General features: G+C 72.5%; 13 protein-coding genes. 4 read left to right on the top strand and 9 right to left on the bottom strand.

Going from position 1 to position 16,279, the window contains the following annotated elements:
* Position 1: 1 nt before the first annotated feature.
* The 6 genes from ABT129_RS14230 to ABT129_RS14205 all read right to left on the bottom strand — a co-directional run bounded on the left by ABT129_RS14230 (position 2) and on the right by ABT129_RS14205 (position 4,983).
* Positions 2 to 433, bottom strand: a complete 432-nt coding sequence (locus ABT129_RS14230; RefSeq protein ID WP_351900578.1) for a hypothetical protein — start codon at positions 431 to 433, stop codon at positions 2 to 4.
* A gap of 151 nt (positions 434 to 584) precedes the next feature.
* On the bottom strand, positions 585 to 881 hold the full coding sequence (locus ABT129_RS14225) for a WXG100 family type VII secretion target (RefSeq protein ID WP_351900577.1): 297 nt from the start codon (positions 879 to 881) through the stop codon (positions 585 to 587).
* Between the two features lie 86 nt (positions 882 to 967).
* The gene (locus ABT129_RS14220; RefSeq protein ID WP_351900575.1) at positions 968 to 1,306 is read right to left on the bottom strand and encodes a hypothetical protein; all 339 of its coding nucleotides are present in this window, start codon (positions 1,304 to 1,306) and stop codon (positions 968 to 970) included.
* 114 nt (positions 1,307 to 1,420) lie between these two features.
* Positions 1,421 to 2,884 (bottom strand): type VII secretion protein EccB, encoded by a 1,464-nt coding sequence (gene eccB / locus ABT129_RS14215; protein ID WP_351900574.1) that lies wholly within the window; start codon positions 2,882 to 2,884, stop codon positions 1,421 to 1,423.
* Positions 2,885 to 3,039: 155 nt separating this feature from the next.
* Positions 3,040 to 4,419, bottom strand: coding sequence for a type VII secretion integral membrane protein EccD (gene eccD / locus ABT129_RS14210; protein WP_351900573.1), 1,380 nt, complete (start codon positions 4,417 to 4,419; stop codon positions 3,040 to 3,042).
* 195 nt (positions 4,420 to 4,614) lie between these two features.
* Complete coding sequence (locus ABT129_RS14205) at positions 4,615 to 4,983, bottom strand: hypothetical protein (RefSeq protein ID WP_351900571.1); 369 nt, start codon at positions 4,981 to 4,983, stop codon at positions 4,615 to 4,617.
* A gap of 326 nt (positions 4,984 to 5,309) precedes the next feature.
* On the opposite strand from ABT129_RS14205, the gene eccCa reads away from it, so the two are divergent.
* Both eccCa and ABT129_RS14195 read left to right on the top strand, forming a co-directional pair.
* Complete coding sequence (gene eccCa / locus ABT129_RS14200; RefSeq protein WP_351900692.1) at positions 5,310 to 9,299, top strand: type VII secretion protein EccCa; 3,990 nt, start codon at positions 5,310 to 5,312, stop codon at positions 9,297 to 9,299.
* Entirely contained in the window at positions 9,296 to 11,962 is a 2,667-nt protein-coding gene (locus ABT129_RS14195; protein ID WP_351900570.1) for a hypothetical protein, read from the top strand. The genes eccCa and ABT129_RS14195 overlap by 4 nt, the downstream gene beginning before the upstream one ends.
* A 48-nt stretch (positions 11,963 to 12,010) precedes the next feature.
* Here the strand turns inward: ABT129_RS14195 and ABT129_RS14190 are convergent, their stop codons facing one another.
* Positions 12,011 to 12,187 carry a hypothetical protein gene (locus tag ABT129_RS14190; RefSeq protein ID WP_351900569.1) on the bottom strand — a complete coding sequence of 59 codons (177 nt, stop codon included), beginning with the start codon at positions 12,185 to 12,187 and terminating at the stop codon, positions 12,011 to 12,013.
* Between the two features lie 291 nt (positions 12,188 to 12,478).
* Here ABT129_RS14190 and ABT129_RS14185 point away from each other — a divergent pair, with 291 nt between their 5' ends.
* Entirely contained in the window at positions 12,479 to 13,144 is a 666-nt protein-coding gene (locus ABT129_RS14185; protein WP_351900567.1) for a TetR/AcrR family transcriptional regulator, read from the top strand.
* Positions 13,145 to 13,196: 52 nt separating this feature from the next.
* A complete protein-coding gene (locus ABT129_RS14180) occupies positions 13,197 to 15,107 on the top strand; it encodes an alpha/beta fold hydrolase (protein WP_351900566.1) in 1,911 nt (636 codons plus the stop codon).
* Positions 15,108 to 15,178: 71 nt separating this feature from the next.
* On the opposite strand, the gene ABT129_RS14175 is transcribed toward ABT129_RS14180, so the two are convergent.
* Together ABT129_RS14175 and ABT129_RS14170 are read right to left on the bottom strand one after the other, a co-directional pair.
* Positions 15,179 to 15,718: a hypothetical protein gene (locus ABT129_RS14175; protein ID WP_351900565.1), complete on the bottom strand. Its 540-nt coding sequence runs from the start codon at positions 15,716 to 15,718 to the stop codon at positions 15,179 to 15,181.
* Positions 15,719 to 15,786: 68 nt separating this feature from the next.
* Positions 15,787 to 16,278, bottom strand: a complete 492-nt coding sequence (locus ABT129_RS14170) for an NUDIX domain-containing protein (protein WP_351900563.1) — start codon at positions 16,276 to 16,278, stop codon at positions 15,787 to 15,789.
* Between the last annotated feature and the right edge of the window lies 1 nt (position 16,279).

The following is a 16,279-nucleotide window of genomic DNA, read 5'->3' as shown; positions in this document are numbered from 1 at the left end:
TCTACTTCGCGGGCGGGGAGCCGGTCCCACTGGGCTGCTGGGCGTCCCGCTGGATCATGCTGAGGAGCTCCCACATCTCGGTCACGTCGACGGAGTCCCCGGCGGCGTTGCCGAGGATCTCCTTGACGCTCCGCAGATTGAGGCTGCCGCTCTTGGTGACGCCCTGGAGCTTGTCGAGGGCGCCCTCCACCTGCTTGCACATCGCGGTGAATCCCGCCTGCACGCGGGCGGCACTGGTCAGCTGCTTCGGGTTCCCCGGCAGGAGCTGGCCGTAGTCACCGTTGGACGCGCCCGCGGACCAGTCCGGGAGCGCCAGCAGGACCGGGTCCGACGTCAGCTCCTTGAGCAGCGCCTCGAACTTCGTCGCCTTGTCCAGCAGAACGTCCTCGGTGATCGAAGTGACGTTCTTGTCGCCCTCGTCGTCGTCCGCCATGGTTCCTCTCCTGTCCTGTGCCGGGCCGTACACCGTTCGGCACGGAGAACGGAGGGCCCCCGCCCCGTGGTTCACCCCCGACCCGCGACACGCCGGGACCCGGCACACCGACGAACGGTCGGCGCGCCGGGTCCCGGGGCGGGTGCGGCGTTCAGCGCTGGAACAGGAAGGCACTCTTGCGGTCGCCGTTGCGGATGATGCCGTGGGCGTCCGCGAGCAGGTCGGCGCCCTTGTTGAACTGCTGCGACAGGTTGGAGTCCAGGCTGTTCACGGCCTGCTTGAACTCCGCGAACTCCTTGGCCGCCTCACCGGTGAACTCGGCGCGGATGGCGTCGAGCCGCTGGACGACGGTTTCGAGGGCCGCGTTCATGGTCGCGGCGACCTGCTTCATCTGGGCGTTCGCGTCCTCGAGCGCGCCGTGTTTGATGTCCATGTCCATTTCGCTCATGCGCGTTCCTTAGGGAGAAGGGGGAGAAGGGGGAGAAGCGGGGGAGGGGAGGAGAGAGGCGGCGGACCGGGGAGCGCCGTCCCGGGTCACTTGCTGAGGACGTCGTAGACGTCGCCGGACCACAGGTCCATGTTGGCGTCCGCCTCACCGGCTGTGTCCGTCATGACCCTGCTGGTCGTGCCGACGGCGTCGAGGAGGTCCTTGTACTCGGCCATCACCGTGCGGTAGCCGCGCTGCCAGTTCTCGATCTTCGCGATGAACTTGGTGCCCGCCGCGGACACCATGCTCTGCGCGACCTGGTTCGCGATGTCCTCGGACTGCGTGTAGGCGCGCTCCATCGTCTGGAGGTGCTCCTCCAGCTCGTTGAGCGTCTGGGTGAGTACCGCGGACGAAATCTTGAGGTTGGCGTTGGGAGCTTCGGACACCTGGTCTCCTTGGTCGTACGGTCGGTGGAATTCCCGGCAGGGGGAACGGCCCGTCCACAGCGCGGGGTTCACCCGGAACGCCGTCCCGGCGTCACACGGCTCGCCCGGCGGGACTCAGCGCCGAGGAGCCGGCGCGGGACACGCCGGGTCGGGCCCGCCCGAGGGCGCCTCGACCACCCCCTGCGCCGCAAGCGCCGCCGGGTCGAGGCCGGGACCCGAGGGCAGCATGGTCAGCAGGGACGCGGGCACCCCCACAGCCGACGCGCCCCCGTAGCCCAGGGCCTTCGCGGACTCCTGCGTCGGCAGCGGGTACTTCACACCGTTCTCCGCCACCAGGTACGTCGTCCCCGCGGCACCCGCCCCGGACAGGGCGCGCACCAGCGCGCCGCCCCCCGGCCGCACCGAGATCCGGTCGGCACCGCCACAGGCCGCCGCCACGCCAGGCTGGGGCGTCACCGGCCGGCCCGCGACCGCTGCCGCGTCGACCACGGTCACCAGGGTGCTGGGCCCGCCGCCCGCCGAAGGCCGAACCTCCGTGCACACGCCCTGCCCCGCCCCCGGCTCCACCAGCTTCGGCGGCACCGCGGGAAGCCCCGCGTCCGTCAGCGTCCCGGCCGGCGCCGGGTGGGCCGCCAGGTCGGCGGCGCCCACCTCGGCCGTCACCGCGGCGGCCCCGGCGTACGCCTCCTTCTGCGTCCGCGGGTCACCGCGCAGCAGCTCGAACTGGGTCCGGCTGAGCGGTGCCAGCCCCCTTCCGGTCAGCGCGTACGGCTCACCGCCCGGCCCCGTGAACAACTGGCCGACCCGGGTCGGCCGCCCGGCGAGGGCGGGACCGGGCGTCCCCCGCCCCGCGACCTCGGGCGAGGCCAGATCGGGTCCGGAGGGAAGGGAGTTGAGGTAGGACGCCGCCACCGGGAACGGGGAGACCGCGCCATGGCCGAGCGCCGTCCCGGCTCCCGCGCCCAGCCGCAGCCGCTTGCCCTGCCACAGCACGTGACGGGCGCCGTCCGCCGTGGCCACCAGGAGCCCCTGGTCAGGACCGAGGGCCCGGCCCGTGCTCGCGGAGCCGACGGCCAGCGAGACCACCGGCGCAGCCGCTCCCGACGGCGTGCCGGCCACCAGCCCGCACACCATCCACTCGCCCCGGGACAGCGCGGACGCGGCCGGCAGCCCGTCCGGAGCGCCCACGATCCCCACCGGACCGCCACGAGGCGCCGACGCGAGCGAGCTCTGGCCGACCTGGGCGACGGTCATCTTCTCCCCGGCCACCAGCCGGGCACTGGCCTGGTTGAGCACCGGACGCAACTCGCCGCCGATGAACAGGTACCGGGCACCCGTCTCCTTCACCACCACCAGGGTCCCCGGCTTCGCCCAGCTCGTCGCGCCCCCCGGTTTGATCGCTCCGTACAGGCCCATCACCAGGGCGATGAGGACGGCGATGAACAGTCCGGTGCGCACCCCGCGGGTGGTGCGCCGGGTGGGGAGGTCCAGGGCGTCGGGTTCGCCCCGCAGCATCCCTGCCCCGAGCCTGCTCATCACGAACAGGTGAGCCTGCACCTGGTCGCGCCTGGACTGCATGTGAACTCCTCAGGGGGAAAGGTACGTCGGGGCGCGAGGCGCTTCCCGGTGCTTTGGTCGGTCCTGCGCGGGCTTCCCTGTCCGGGACCGGCCCGACCCGGGCAAGGGAAGCCCGCGCAGGACCGACCCCGCCCGGGTCCGGCCGGTCCCGGCGGTCACCCGGTGAGCCCCCGCACCCACGTGAACACCCCGGCCTCGGTCAGCGCCAGCGGGAGCAGACTCAGCGCCAGCGCGCTGTGCAGCAGGTCGGCGGCCCGCCCCCAGTACGGCAGCATCCGCCGCCCCGGCACCGTCCACGAGACGATCGCCAGGGCCGCGGCCGACGCCGTCAGTCCCGCCAGCAGGTACAGACGGCCGGTGGGGCCGAGCGTGAGGGCCCACCCGGCCGTCAGCAGGGCCAGTCCGTACACGCCGGGCAGGACCAGGGCCAGCCGCTGCCACCGGGAACCCACCTCACGGGCGTGCAGGACCAGCAGCAGCGACAGCGCGGCCGCCAGCGCCACGGGCGCCCAGCCGGGCGCGCGGGTCATCAGGGTGAGGCAGCCGGCGCACAGGGCGCCGGTCACCACGTGGAAGGCGGTCAGATACCCGTCGGCCACGGCGCTGCGGTCCACGACGTCCCGCGCCGGGTACGGCTCGATGTCCTCCTGGAGTTCCCCGGCGTTGCGCGGCAGCGCGGGCAGCTTCAGCCCCGACAGCCGGAAGGCGAACCCGGGAAGGAACGACCCGAACGCCACCACCAGCACCGCCAGCGCCCCCGCCGTCTCCGACGGGGTCAGCCCCAGCAGGACGAGCGCCCCCGCCACCGACGTGGCCACCGACGTGACGAGCAGTCCGAGGAACAGGGGCGCCGAGCACGCCACGGCGGCGAGCGCCAGGACCGACGCGCTCGCCGCCGCCGAACCGCCCGCGAGCAGCCGGGCGGCGGTCAGGTCGCTGTCCCCGGTCGGCAGCAGCGCTCCGGCCAGTGCCAGGAAGGGGACGGCCGCCGCACCGAGCGCCGTGCCGGCCCCCGCGTCGGCGACCGCCCGGGCGGCGCTGCTCGCACCGAGGAGAAGGAGCACACCGGTCAGTGCCGCCGCGACGACCCGCAGCGGCCCGATGTCGGCGGAGAGGGCCAGCAGGACGAAGCCGCCCGCCAGCGCGAGCAGCGACAGACCGAGGGCCAGGTGGTGGGTGAGGGCCGGGTGCCACGCGTCCCCGCGCCGCTCCAGCCCGGTCGCGACACCGTCGACGACATCGTCGAAGTGCACCTCCGGCAGGGACTCGCGGCGCAGCCGCAGATAGAGGCGTTCACCGTCCTTCAGACCCAGGGCCTCCGCCGTCTGCTCCTCGTCCAGGGGCTCCTCACCGAGCCGCTGGAGCACCCAGCCGCCCCCCTCGACGGCCTCCTCGTCGAGGCCGTCCCCGGAGTAGCCGATGATCGTCGGCAACAGATCCGCCAGGGGGACGTCCGCCGGCACGGAGAGTTCGACCACCTTGTGCGGTCCGTGGAACCTCAACCTGCACAGCCCCGCCACCGCGCTACCGCTCACTGCCCGCGTGTCCTTCCTGCTGTCCCGCCGAGGCCGGAACGCCCTCGGCGGGCAGTGGAACGGAAATCCCCGAGCACCGGGTTCAGCGCCGACGACACCAATCGGACCCGGATCGGGCGGGCCCGTACTCCGACGACACCCCGGACCCGACCGGACCGGCAGGGTGACACCGCCCCGCGCCGGGAGCCCCCGGAGTCAGCCGTCCCCGCGCAGTGCGCGTACGAGCGCCTCGACGCCCTCGTCGCCGTGCCGGGCCAGGAGCACGGCGACAAGACCCGCCACGCTCCGCCGCTCCTCCTCGCTCCAGCCGCCCGCCGACGGATGCTCGTCGACCACGAACACCCGCGCGATCAGCCGAGTCTCCGGCGGGGGCGCCTCGCCGGACGCGGCGCGGCCCAGCAGCCGGCCCACCGCGTCCGTCACCTCGGACGCGGTGGCCTCCGGCACGTCGAGCCCCGTCGTGGCCCCGGCCGGCGGGTCCCCGTCCTCCGGACGGACGTCCGGCAGCCACGCGCGCAACAGCGCGCGCACCTCGTCCGCCTCCTCGTCCTCGTTCCCGTACACCGCTCTCCCACGGACACCGCCACGACGGGCGTGCACACACCTCCGCGCCCACCCCGGCGACCGATCGGCGGCGCGGCCCGACGGGCGCCCGTACTCGCACACGCTCGCCCACCGTCCATCGTTTCCTGTCCCGACGGAACCATCAACGCGTCCCCCCTCCGACGAGGTTCACTCCGGACGCGCCGGAACGCGGGTGAACCGTGCCGCACCGTCCGCCCGTTCCCGTCTGACGAGAGAGCCCGACACAGTCCGCCGTCAGGCGTGAGGAGCGTTGTTCGTTGAGCGTGGTGCAAGTCAACCGCCCACCGCGGCGGCCGGGCCCCGAGATGCCGGACGGCGAGATCCAGCTCCAGGAGCCGCCCGGCCTGCCGGAGAAGCAGAACGGCATGGGCAACATCATCACGATGGTGCCGATGGCCCTGTCCTCGCTCTCCATGGTGTTCATCTTCCTGCGGCCCAACGGCGGCATCATGACGTACATCGCCATGGGCACGATGGCCGTGTCCGCGATCGGCATGATCGTCACCCAGATCATGCGCGGCAACGCCGACCGCAAGCAGGAGCTGACCGACGAACGCCGCGACTACCTGCGCTACCTGACACAGATGCGGCGCCAGGTGCGCAAGGAGGTCCTCCGCCAGCAGGAGGCCCTGGCGTGGCGCCACCCCGAACCCGCCGAGCTGCCCTTCCTGGTGCGCACCTCCCGGCTGTGGGAGCGACGCTCGTCCCATCCCGACTTCAGCGACGTACGGATCGCCCTGGGCGCCCAGCGCCTCGCCGTCCACCTCGCCCCCCTCGCCACCAAGCCGGTCGACGACCTGGAACCGCTCAGCGCCCACGCCCTGCGCCGCTTCATCCACGCGTACGGCTCCGTCGCCGACCAGCCCGTCGCCATCCACCTCCGCGGCTTCGCCCACGTCCTGATCACCGCCGAGGAGGAGCCGGAACCGCGCGGCGCGGCACCGGACGACACCGACGACGACCGCCCCCGGGCCCTGGCCCGCGCGATCCTCGCCCAACTGGCCACCTTCCACGCACCCGACGAACTGCGCGTCGCGGTGGTCGCCGCGCCCGACCGGCGCGCCCACTGGGAGTGGACCAAGTGGCTGCCGCACGCCCTGCACCCCGCCGAGACCGACGGCGCCGGCCCGCTGCGGCTCGTCGCGGGAACGATCGGAGAGCTGGAGCAGCTGCTCGGCGAGGAGTTCGGAGCCCGGCCGCCCTACGAGCCCGACGCCACCCCCAGCCGCGACGAGCCGTACACGGTGGTCGTGCTCGACGGGGCCACCTTCACCGCCCCCCACCGGGCCGCGCTCGGCGGCTACCGCAACGCCACCGTCATCGACGTCGGCTCCACGCTGGAGTGGAAGCACAGCAGGCTCACCCTCCGCCTGCGCATCGCCGGAGCCCCGGACGGCACCGGCAGCACCCTGGAGATGGTCGGCGCCGACCGCAACCGCAAGGACCAGGTCACCTCGCTCGGCAGCCCGGACGGGCTGACCCCCGCCGCGGCGACCCGGCTGGCCGCCGCCATGGCCCCGTACCGCCTGGGTGACAGCGTCGACCAGGGCGAGCCGCTCGCCACCGACTTCGACCTGACCAGTCTGCTCGGCATCCAGGACCTGCACCGCTTCGACGTCAAGGAGTACTGGGCGCGGCGCAATCAGTCCAACAAGCTGCGGGTCCCCCTCGGCCTCGGCCCCGACGGCACCCCCATCGACCTGGACATCAAGGAGTCCGCCCAGGGCGGCATGGGCCCGCACGGCATGCTGATCGGCGCCACCGGCTCCGGCAAGTCCGAGCTGCTGCGCACCCTGGTCCTCGCCCTGGCGCTCAGCCACTCCTCGGAGATCCTCAACTTCGTCCTGGTCGACTTCAAGGGCGGCGCCACCTTCCTCGGCCTGGACCGCCTGCCCCACACCTCCGCCGTCATCACCAACCTCGCCGACGAGGCCGACCTGGTGGACCGCATGCGCGACGCGCTGCACGGCGAGATGATCCGACGCCAGGAACTGCTGCGCGCCGCGGGCAACTACTCCTCCCTCCTGGAGTACGAGACCGCCCGCGCCGGCGGCGTCCCGCTGGACCCGCTGCCCACCCTGTTCGTCGTCGTCGACGAGTTCTCCGAACTGCTCGCCGCGCACCGGGACTTCATGGACCTCTTCGTCATGATCGGCCGACTCGGCCGCTCCCTCGGAGTCCACCTGCTCCTCGCCTCCCAGCGCCTCGACGAGGGGCGCGTCCACCAGCTGGAGTCCCACCTCTCGTACCGGATCGGCCTGCGTACCTTCTCCGCAATGGAGTCCCGGGGCGTCCTGGGCGTTCCCGACGCCTACCAGCTGCCCTCCCAGCCCGGCAACGGCTACCTGCGCAGCGACATCTCCACCCTCACCCGCTTCAAGGCGGCCTACGTCTCCGGCGCCTACCAGCCCAGGCGCCGGGCGTCCGCGCGACGCGCGGTCATCGAGGGCCAGGTCGTGGCCTTCGGCACGGAGTACGTGGCCCCGCACGTGCTGCCCGCCGCCCCGGAGACGGAGGAGGAACCCGAGAGCGAGGAGACCGGGACACTCCTCGACATCGCCGCCGAACGCCTGATCGACGCGGGCCCTCCCGCCTACCAGGTGTGGCTGCCGCCCCTGGACGTGCCACCGACGCTGGACGAACTGCTGCCCCCGATCGGACCCGACCCGGAGTACGGCTTCACCGCCGAAGGCGAGGTCCGCGGCACCCTCAAGGTCCCCGTCGGCGTCGTCGACCGTCCCTTCCAGCAGGTCCGCGACCTCCTCACGGCCGACCTGGGAGGCGCCGACGGGCACGTCGGCATCGCGGGAGCCCCGCAGTCGGGCAAGTCCACCCTCATCCGCACCCTGATGGTGTCCCTCGCGCTCACCCACACCCCGGCCGAAGTGCAGTTCTACTGCCTGGACTTCGGCGGCGGGACCCTCTCCGGCCTGCGCGGCCTGCCGCACATCGGCGGGATCACCGGCCGTCACGATCCCGATCGCGTCACCCGCACCATCGCCGAGGTCAACGCGGTCATCACCCGCCGCGAGAAGTACTTCGCCGAACTCGGCATCGACTCCATCGCCGCCTTCCGCCGCAAGAAGGCTGCCGGGGAGCTGCCCGACGACCCGCACGGAGACGTGTTCCTGGTCATCGACGGCTGGAACACCCTGCGCCAGGAGTTCATGGACCTGGTCCAGCCGCTCACCCTGATCTCCCAGCGCGGCCTCAACTACGGCGTCCACCTGGTCGTCGGCACTACCCGCTGGGGCGAGATCACCGGAGCCCTGCGCGACCAGCTCCAGACCCGCTTCGAACTCCGCCTGGGCGACGCCGTGGACTCGGTCGTCAACATGCGCGCGGCCGGCAAGGTGCCCAAGGTGCCCGGCCGCGGACTGACCGGCGACCAGATGCACTTCCTGTGCGCCCTGCCCCGCATGGACGGCATCGGCACCGTCCACGACCTCGGCGAGGGCGTCGCCGACCTCGTCGACGTCATCGCCGACCACTGGCCGGGCCCGCGCGCCCCCGAGGTCCGCATGCTCCCGCTCATCCTCGACGCCGCCGACCTCCCCGCGCCGCACGGCCGCCTGAGGATCCCCCTCGGCCTGGAGGAACACGACGTCCAGCCGCTGTGGCACGACTTCTCCCAGGACCCGCACCTGATCGTCGTCGGCGACAGCGAGACCGGCAAGACCAACCTCCTCAAGCACATCGCCACCCAGATCATGCGCGCCTACACCCCCGACCAGGGCCGCCTGATGCTGGTCGACTTCCGCCGGGAGATGTACGAGACGGTGCCCGAGGAGTACCGGCTCGGCTACGCGGTCTCCGCGGACCCGCTGCGCCAGATGGTCACCGGTGCGGCGAAGGCGCTCGCCAACCGCGTCCCGTCCGCCGACATCACCCCCGACCGGCTACGGCTGCGCGACTGGTGGAGCGGCCCGGAACTCTTCGTGCTCATCGACGACTACGACCTGGTCAACGGCTCGATGTCGGCCCACCCCTTCGCCGCGGTCCTCGACCACCTCGCCCAGGGCGCGGAGATCGGCCTGCACGTGATCGTCGCCCGCTCCGCCAACGGAGCGGGACGAGGCCTCTCCGACCAGCTCCTGCGCAAGCTCCAGGACGTCAACACCCCGGCCGTCCTCCTGTCCTGCCCGCCCACGGAGGGCTACCTCTTCGGCGGTACGAAGCCGAAGGTGCTGCCCACCGGACGCGCCCTGCACATCACCCGCCGCCGCACGGTGCAGCTCCAGACCCCGCTGCTCGACCCCGACGGCCAGACCCCGCAGAACGGACACGACGGATGACCACGTCCGCCCCCGCCACCGGATCGAGCGTGCTGCCGGTCGGCCCGCACCTGGTGATCGGCTCCGAAGAAACGGCCACGGCCCTCACGGCCGCCCTCGGCGGGCTGCCCCCGCTCCCCTCCGCCCTCCTGGTCCTGGCCGCCGCGCCGGACGCGGCACCGGTGCTCCGCCGGTCCCTGCCGGACCTGGTGGCCCTCGCGGTGGAGCGCGGCGCGACGCGCCTGGTGCTCGCGGCATCGGGCCTGGCCGCACCGGGCCCCGACGGCAGCCGTCCGGTCGAAGCGGTCGCCACGGCGGCTGACTTCACGGTGATCGCTCCGGACGGCGTGGTGAGCGTCGAACCGGACGGCGCGGTGCGACTCGCCGAACCGGGCGCCTGGTGGCTCGCCGAGCCGGCGGCGCCGCCACGTCGACTGGCGGCGGGCTGGCCGCCGGGGGCGGACGAACGGGAGGTAACGGCGGGGGAGCCGGAGACCGAGAAGGGGGAGCTGGCGGCGGGGGTGGGGGAGTCGCCGTCAGGTGCGGGCGAATCGGAGGCCGGTGCGGGGGAGTCGCCGTCAGGCGGGGGCGAACCGGAGGTCGGTGAGATGCCCGCACCCCCCGGGCCTCTCGCACCCCCCGGGCCTCCCGTGCCCGTCGTGTCGGAGTCCCGGGGCGGTGCGCACGGGTTCGAGTCGTCAGCGGAGCGGGACGAGAGCCGTCCCGTCCCGGGCGGGCTCTGGCTGGGGCGGCTGCCCGAAGCCGCAGTGCCGTTGATCGGCGTCGGCGCGGGCACCTTCCTCGTGGGAGTCGGCTCCCCCGGCCGGCCGGCACTGCCCGCCGCCGAACTCCTGGAACGCGCGGCGGAGGCCGTGGCAGAAGCGGAGGACGTGCTGGTGGCCGCACCGTGGGCCACCCAGACCGAACTCACCGCCATGGCCGTGGCCGTCGCGGAACACAGCGGCCGTACGGTACGGGCGGCGATCGGCCTCCCCGTACGGACGGCCGACGACCACGCCACCACGCTCCTCGACGAGCGGGGCGCCCCCACCTGGCAGCCCCTGCTCCTCGAACTCCTCGCCTCGCCCGAGCACCGCCGTGTGGTGCCGTCGGCGTGGCTGCGGCTGCTCGGACCGGACGCGACCACCCCGGCCCTGCACCGCTGCGCGGACCTGCGGGACTGGGCACTCGAGTCCGTACCGGCGGGGCTCTGGCTGCGCCCGGCGGGCCAGGCGCCCGACCCGCGCCCCCGCCTGCTGCCCCCCGACCCGGCACGCCCGGTCCTGATCGTGGGCGACGGGGAACGACGCCTCGGCCCCGAGGTGTGGCAGGCCCTGCCCGGGGTGCTGGACGCGGTCCCCGATCTGGGCGCGCCGGAACCGTACGGACTCCTCCTCCTCGGGGACGGCTCCGACGAGGAGGCCGGCCGACCCTGGGCCGAGGCGCTCGACCTGCACTGGCTGGATCCCGGCATTTCCTGGCCCAGGCAGGAGGCCCCGAGCGGACGGACGTCGCCCCTGACCTTGGCCGAGGGGGGCGGTGACGCAGAGGAAACAGCGACTCCCGTGACTCCCGCGGCTTCGGTGACTCTGGATACGTCGCAGACTTCGCAAAGCCCCGAGTCGGCCGAGGGACCCGGCGGACCCGGCCCCGACCTCCCGTCGGCCGAACGGCTCGACGGCGACACCGCGCCGGTCGCGGAATCCACGCCCGACCACGCCGCCTCAGCGTCGCAGGGGTTCGGGCAGGGCCCGGGCCAGGGGCAGGGATCGGAACAGAGGCAGAGGCAAGGTCCGGGATCGGCATCGGGTTCAGGAACGGCATCGGGTCCAGGAACGGGATCGGGCTCAGTATCGGGAACGGGAACGGGAACGGGGTCCGGCTCGGTTTCGGCTTCGACCCCGGCCCCCAACCCCGGCGCCCGCAGCGGACCCCAGGACCGAGCGGCACTCAGGGGACTGCTCGGCGAGCGCTACCACATCCTCGCGAGCAAGACGGAGCTGCTGGCCTCCCGGCTGCCGTCCTTGCGGTCCACGGCGCAGGACGACCTCAAGCCGGACATGGTCGCGATCGCGCTCTACCAGGGCGACAGCCCCGACCCGGTGAGCCGCGCCGGCCTCGCCGAGGCCGCGCGGTCGGCCGCGCCGGGCCCGTTCACCCCGGTGCTGAGCTGCCTCGCCTCGGGTCTGCGTCGCCTGCCGGGTCACTACGGGGCCGTCATGCTCGCGGCTCCGGCCGAGGCGGTGCCGCTGGACCGCTATGTGCCCGGCGCGGTCCTCGTCGAGCCCGCCGCGGTGGCGGCGGTCCCGGCCTGCGACGCGGAACTGGAGGGCGCGGTCGAGTTCGGGATCTGGTCCACCACCGGCAGGCGTACGTCCGTCTTCCTCGGTACGGACGACGAACCGGAGGTGGTGTTTCCCCCGGGCACGGCCTTCTCGGTCCTGGCCCTCCACCTGTCGGAGGACGACACGTCCCCGATCCGCGTGCTGCTCCGTGAGGTATCGCCCGCGGAGGCGCGTTCGGCGCGGGGAGCGGACGACCGCGTGCGGGAGCGCGACGCGCAGGCCCGTACGCGCCTCACCGACTGGTTCGAGCGCAGGGACATGCTGGAACCGCACGACCGCCGTGCCCTGCGGAACGCGTCCCGCTTCCACGTCGCCCCCGGAGCCGCCCTGAACTGGTGAGCGCTGTGGCGGCACCCCGGACGGTCAGCCCCTTCGACTCGGGCGTCCTCACTTGCCGGAAGGGGGGTGTCCGGCTCGGTGGCTCCGGTGCTGGGCTACCTCGCCCCGGGCCTCCTGCTGCATGCGCTTGCCGGCTGCCTCGGAGGCCGGGTTCTGCAGGGCCTTTCCGTCCGCCTCCTTCATCATTCCCCGTACGCGCTTGACTGCGGCCTTCACGATGCTCATCTCTGCTGCTCCAGCGTGTTCGTCTCTGCGGGGGAGGAGCTCTGTCGCCAGTGGCCCCCCGGTGCGAGGGCCCGCCCTCCTGACAGGGGGCTTTCCCGTCACATAACGCCCAAAACGTCACCCGTGGGTTCCCTGGACGGTTCGACGTGCCCTGGCGGGCGTCCATGACGGCAGGCGGCGTCGCGGAGTCGATTCGCCGCCGCCTGTGTCACTTAATGACATAATGGCGCTCAGGGACAGCTGAAGGAGAGGGAAAAAGTGTCGACGACACACCGCGGCGGTGGGGGAGGGATGAGTGACCAGCGGCGGGCGCGACTGCGGCTGGAGATCTCGCGGGAGGCCGCCAGGCTGTTCTGGGAACAGGGCGTCGCCGCCACGAGCGGCGACCAGATCGCCCAGGCGGTGGGCCTGTCCACCCGTACCATCTGGCGCCACTTCCGCAGCAAGGAGAGTTGCGCCGAACCGATCGTGATGCAGGGCGTCGTCACGCTCCTGAGCGTGCTGCGCAGCTGGCCCCACCAGGTCTCGCTGGAGGACCACCTCGTCGCGGAGCTCACGCGGCTCGGCCGCGAAGGCGCGCCCGTGGATCTCGCCGACGAGTTCCTCGCGATGAAGATGATCCGGCTCGCCGACACCGAGCCCGCCCTCCGCACGGCGTGGCTCATGGCCTGCGACGAGACGGAGCGCGAGCTGCGCGCCGTCGTCTGCGACCGGCTTCAGCGCCCCTCCGACGACCTGGAAGCACGGCTGTACGCGGCGTCGGCCGCCGCGGTGGTGCGCGTGCTCGACGAGGAGATCGGCGCCGCCGTCCTCGCCGGGAGCGATCTCACCGCGATCGAGGACGTCGCGGCCCTCTCACGGAGGTACGCACACGCCATCCGCACCGCGACCGGCGGAGCCGTCGGCGACCCCGTCGAACGGGAAGACCCCGAGACCACCGCCCCCGGCGCCGACTGACCCACACAGAATCCGACGCGCCCCACCCGCCCCCACCAGACGAGGAGCCCCCATGCCGCAGAAGCCCGCCACCGCCGTTCCGTACGAGGTCCCCCGCCTCACCGTCGAGGACTTCTTCGGCTCACCCGTCCGCGCCGCCGCCTCGATCTCGCCCGACGGCACCCGCATCGCCTACCTCGCACCCTGGCGGGACCGCCTCAACGTCTGGGTGGAGACCGTCGACACGGACGAGGAGCCCCGCTGCGTCACCGCCGACGCCAACCGCAGCGTGCTCCGCTACCACTGGACCGACGATCCTCGCTGGCTGCTCTACGAACAGGACGGCGACGGCGACGAGAACTGGCACATCTTCCGGGTCGACCTCGACACCCCGGACGCCGAGGCGGTCGACCTCACCCCCTTCCCCGGAGCCAGGGCGGTGGGCTTCGAGATGACCACCGCACGCCCGGGCAACGCCATCCTGCACCTCAACCACCGCAGCCCCGTCGAGTTCGACCTGTACGAGCTCCACATCGCCACCGGCCGTCTCACGATGCTGGCCCAGAACCCCGGCCACGTGGGCGGACTGCTGCACACCCCCGACGGCACGCTGTACGCGCACGGACTGACGCCCGGCGGAGACATCGAACTCTCGCGCTGGGACCCCGACACGGGGACCCTGCGCCCCCTCATCACCTTCGACGGCTCCGACTACCCGCTCGACATCCAGCCCTTCCAGCTCACACCGGACGGCACCGGCGCCTGGATCGGCTCCAGCCGGGACAGTGAACGCACCCGTGTCGTCCGACTCGACCTGGCCACCGGCCTGGAGACGGAGGTCGACAGCCACCCGCGACTGGACCTCGACCCCCGCTCCGCGGTGTTCCCCACGCTGCCCTCGCCGCTCATCCTCGACCGCCGGACCGGAGAGCTCATCGGGGTGCGCTACCTCGGCGAGCGACAGGAGATCCGGCCCCTGGACCCGCAGTTCGCGGAGGTCCTGGAGAACCTGGAGAAACTGTCCGACGGCGACCTGCTCGCCCTGTCGTCCGACACGAGCGGACGACGATGGGTCGTCAGCTTCAGCCACGACCGCGACCCCGGGGTGACCTACCTCTACGACCACACCACGCGGAGCGGGCGTCTGCTCTTCCGGCCCTTCCCGCACCTGGACCCCGAAGTCCTCGCCCCGATGACACCGGTCACGGTCCCCGCCCGCGACGGCCTGGAACTGCCGGGCTACCTGACCCTGCCCCGCGCCGTGGAGCCCGTACGGCTGCCGCTGGTACTCCTCGTCCACGGCGGGCCCTGGCACCGGGACAGCTGGGGCTTCGACCCCACGGCCCAGTTTCTCGCCAACCGCGGATACGCCGTGCTGCAGGTCAACTTCCGGGGATCGACCGGCTACGGCAAGGCGTTCCTCAAGGCGGGCATCGGCGAACTGAGCGGCGCGATGCACGACGACCTCATCGACGCCGTCGCCTGGGCCGTGACCGAGGGGTACGCGGACCGCGACCGGGTCGCGATCTTCGGCGGCTCGTACGGAGGCTACGCGGCGCTCGTCGGAGTCTCCTTCACCCCCGACGTCTTCGCCGCCGCCATCGACTTCTGCGGCCCCTCCAACCTGGTCACGTACCTGCACACCGCACCGGAGTTCGTCAAGCCGTACATGGTCAACAACTGGTACCTGTACGCGGGGAACCCCGACGACCCGCAGCAGGAGGCGGACCTGTGGGCCCGCTCGCCGCTCAGCCGCGTCGACGCCATCCGCACACCGCTGATGGTCGTACAAGGAGGCAACGACCCCCGCGTGGTGCGGGCGGAGTCCGACCAGATCGTCGACGCGCTGCGCGCCCGGGGAGTCGAGGTCGAGTACATGGTCAAGGAGAACGAGGGCCACGGCTTCGTGAACCCGGAGAACAACATCGACATGTACCGCGCGGCCGACCGTTTCCTCGCCCAGCACCTGGGCGACCGGTACTGAGTACTCCGGCCGGCTCCGCCCGCCCTTGGAGGCGGAATCGCGCTTCGTACCCGCTGTCACAGCACCAACCGTCAGGCCCCTGCCGACTCGACTTCCACCTTCTCCAACTCGACCAACCGGGCAAGGACGCGCTGGGAGAGCTCCGCAGCCGTCAGCCGGAACGGGCTCCAGCGATCCTTGGAATCCGGCTTCATCGACGCCGAGAACCGGAAGCGCCCCTTGCTGTTGGGCTCGGTCACCATGTCACCGAAAGTGCCACTCGGTACCAGCCAGGCAGTCATGATCGCCCCCAGTTCGACGTCCACGGCGACGAACAGCATGTCCAGGTCGGTCCGCGGCTGGAACGTCTGCGAGCGTACGAAGGCCATCAGCCGGCCCTGCTGAACTTGCGTTCCGGTCGACATCCGCGCCTTCACCTGCACCGCCAGGGTCGCGGAACTCCCGCGCCGGTGAAAGACGAGATCCACCCCCTCGTCGTCCACCAGCGAGGTGGACACGTTCAACTCACCGCCCGTGGCCAGGATGCACGAGGCCGCGACCAAGTACTCCGCAGCCTTCCCCATGCGTCCGGCAGCCGGGCTCTTGTCCAGGTAGTCCTCGTCGTCACTCATGGCGGGAATCTACCGAGCGCCCTCCGGCCGTGACCATGGTTGCACCCGGAGCCATCGGCGCCACGCGGTCAGCCCACCTCGTAGCCGTTCTCCAGATACACGGTCCGACCATGTCGCCGCGCACGCGCGCACGCCTGCACGCGGCGCGCCAGAACGGGCTTGAGGAGTTCAGCGACCACGTCGACCTCCACGAACGCGTAGCCGCGCAGCTCCTCCTCCTGGAGCCGGATCGCGGAGACCTGCTCCGGGACCAGCCGACCACCGTCGAAGACCGCAGCCAGGCCCTCGCTGCGCCCCGTCCGGGAAGGCGTCCAGTCAAGCCCCAGCAAGCGTCCGGGCGCCAGGTCGAGCCCGAGCTCCTCCAGGACCTCACGGCGGGCACCGGCCCGGGGAGACTCCTCGGCCTCGACAGCCCCGCCAGGGATCTCCCACGGCTCCTTGTAGACGGGATCGACCAGGAGCACCCTGCCCGCGTCATCGAAGAACAGCACCCCGGCCGCCATCCGCTTACGAGCCAGACCCTTGTCGTACTCCGAGACCACAGCGGGCACATCCGTCATG

The organism is Streptomyces sp. NPDC002057, assembly GCF_040296665.1.
GTDB lineage: Bacteria > Actinomycetota > Actinomycetes > Streptomycetales > Streptomycetaceae > Streptomyces.
This window is presented reverse-complemented; position numbering and strand designations above follow the sequence as displayed.

Bases quoted from the DNA above. Each gene is read 5' to 3' on its own strand.
- ABT129_RS14175 (WP_351900565.1), bottom strand. From the start codon at position 15,718: ATGAGTGACGACGAGGACTACCTGGACAAGAGCCCGGCTGCCGGACGC.
- ABT129_RS14225 (WP_351900577.1), bottom strand. From the start codon at position 881: ATGAGCGAAATGGACATGGACATCAAACACGGCGCGCTCGAGGACGCG.
- ABT129_RS14195 (WP_351900570.1), top strand. From the start codon at position 9,296: ATGACCACGTCCGCCCCCGCCACCGGATCGAGCGTGCTGCCGGTCGGC.
- ABT129_RS14170 (WP_351900563.1), bottom strand. From the start codon at position 16,278: ATGACGGATGTGCCCGCTGTGGTCTCGGAGTACGACAAGGGTCTGGCT.
- ABT129_RS14230 (WP_351900578.1), bottom strand. From the start codon at position 433: ATGGCGGACGACGACGAGGGCGACAAGAACGTCACTTCGATCACCGAG.
- ABT129_RS14180 (WP_351900566.1), top strand. From the start codon at position 13,197: ATGCCGCAGAAGCCCGCCACCGCCGTTCCGTACGAGGTCCCCCGCCTC.
- ABT129_RS14185 (WP_351900567.1), top strand. From the start codon at position 12,479: ATGAGTGACCAGCGGCGGGCGCGACTGCGGCTGGAGATCTCGCGGGAG.
- ABT129_RS14190 (WP_351900569.1), bottom strand. From the start codon at position 12,187: ATGAGCATCGTGAAGGCCGCAGTCAAGCGCGTACGGGGAATGATGAAG.
- eccB (WP_351900574.1), bottom strand. From the start codon at position 2,884: ATGCAGTCCAGGCGCGACCAGGTGCAGGCTCACCTGTTCGTGATGAGC.
- eccCa (WP_351900692.1), top strand. From the start codon at position 5,310: ATGCCGGACGGCGAGATCCAGCTCCAGGAGCCGCCCGGCCTGCCGGAG.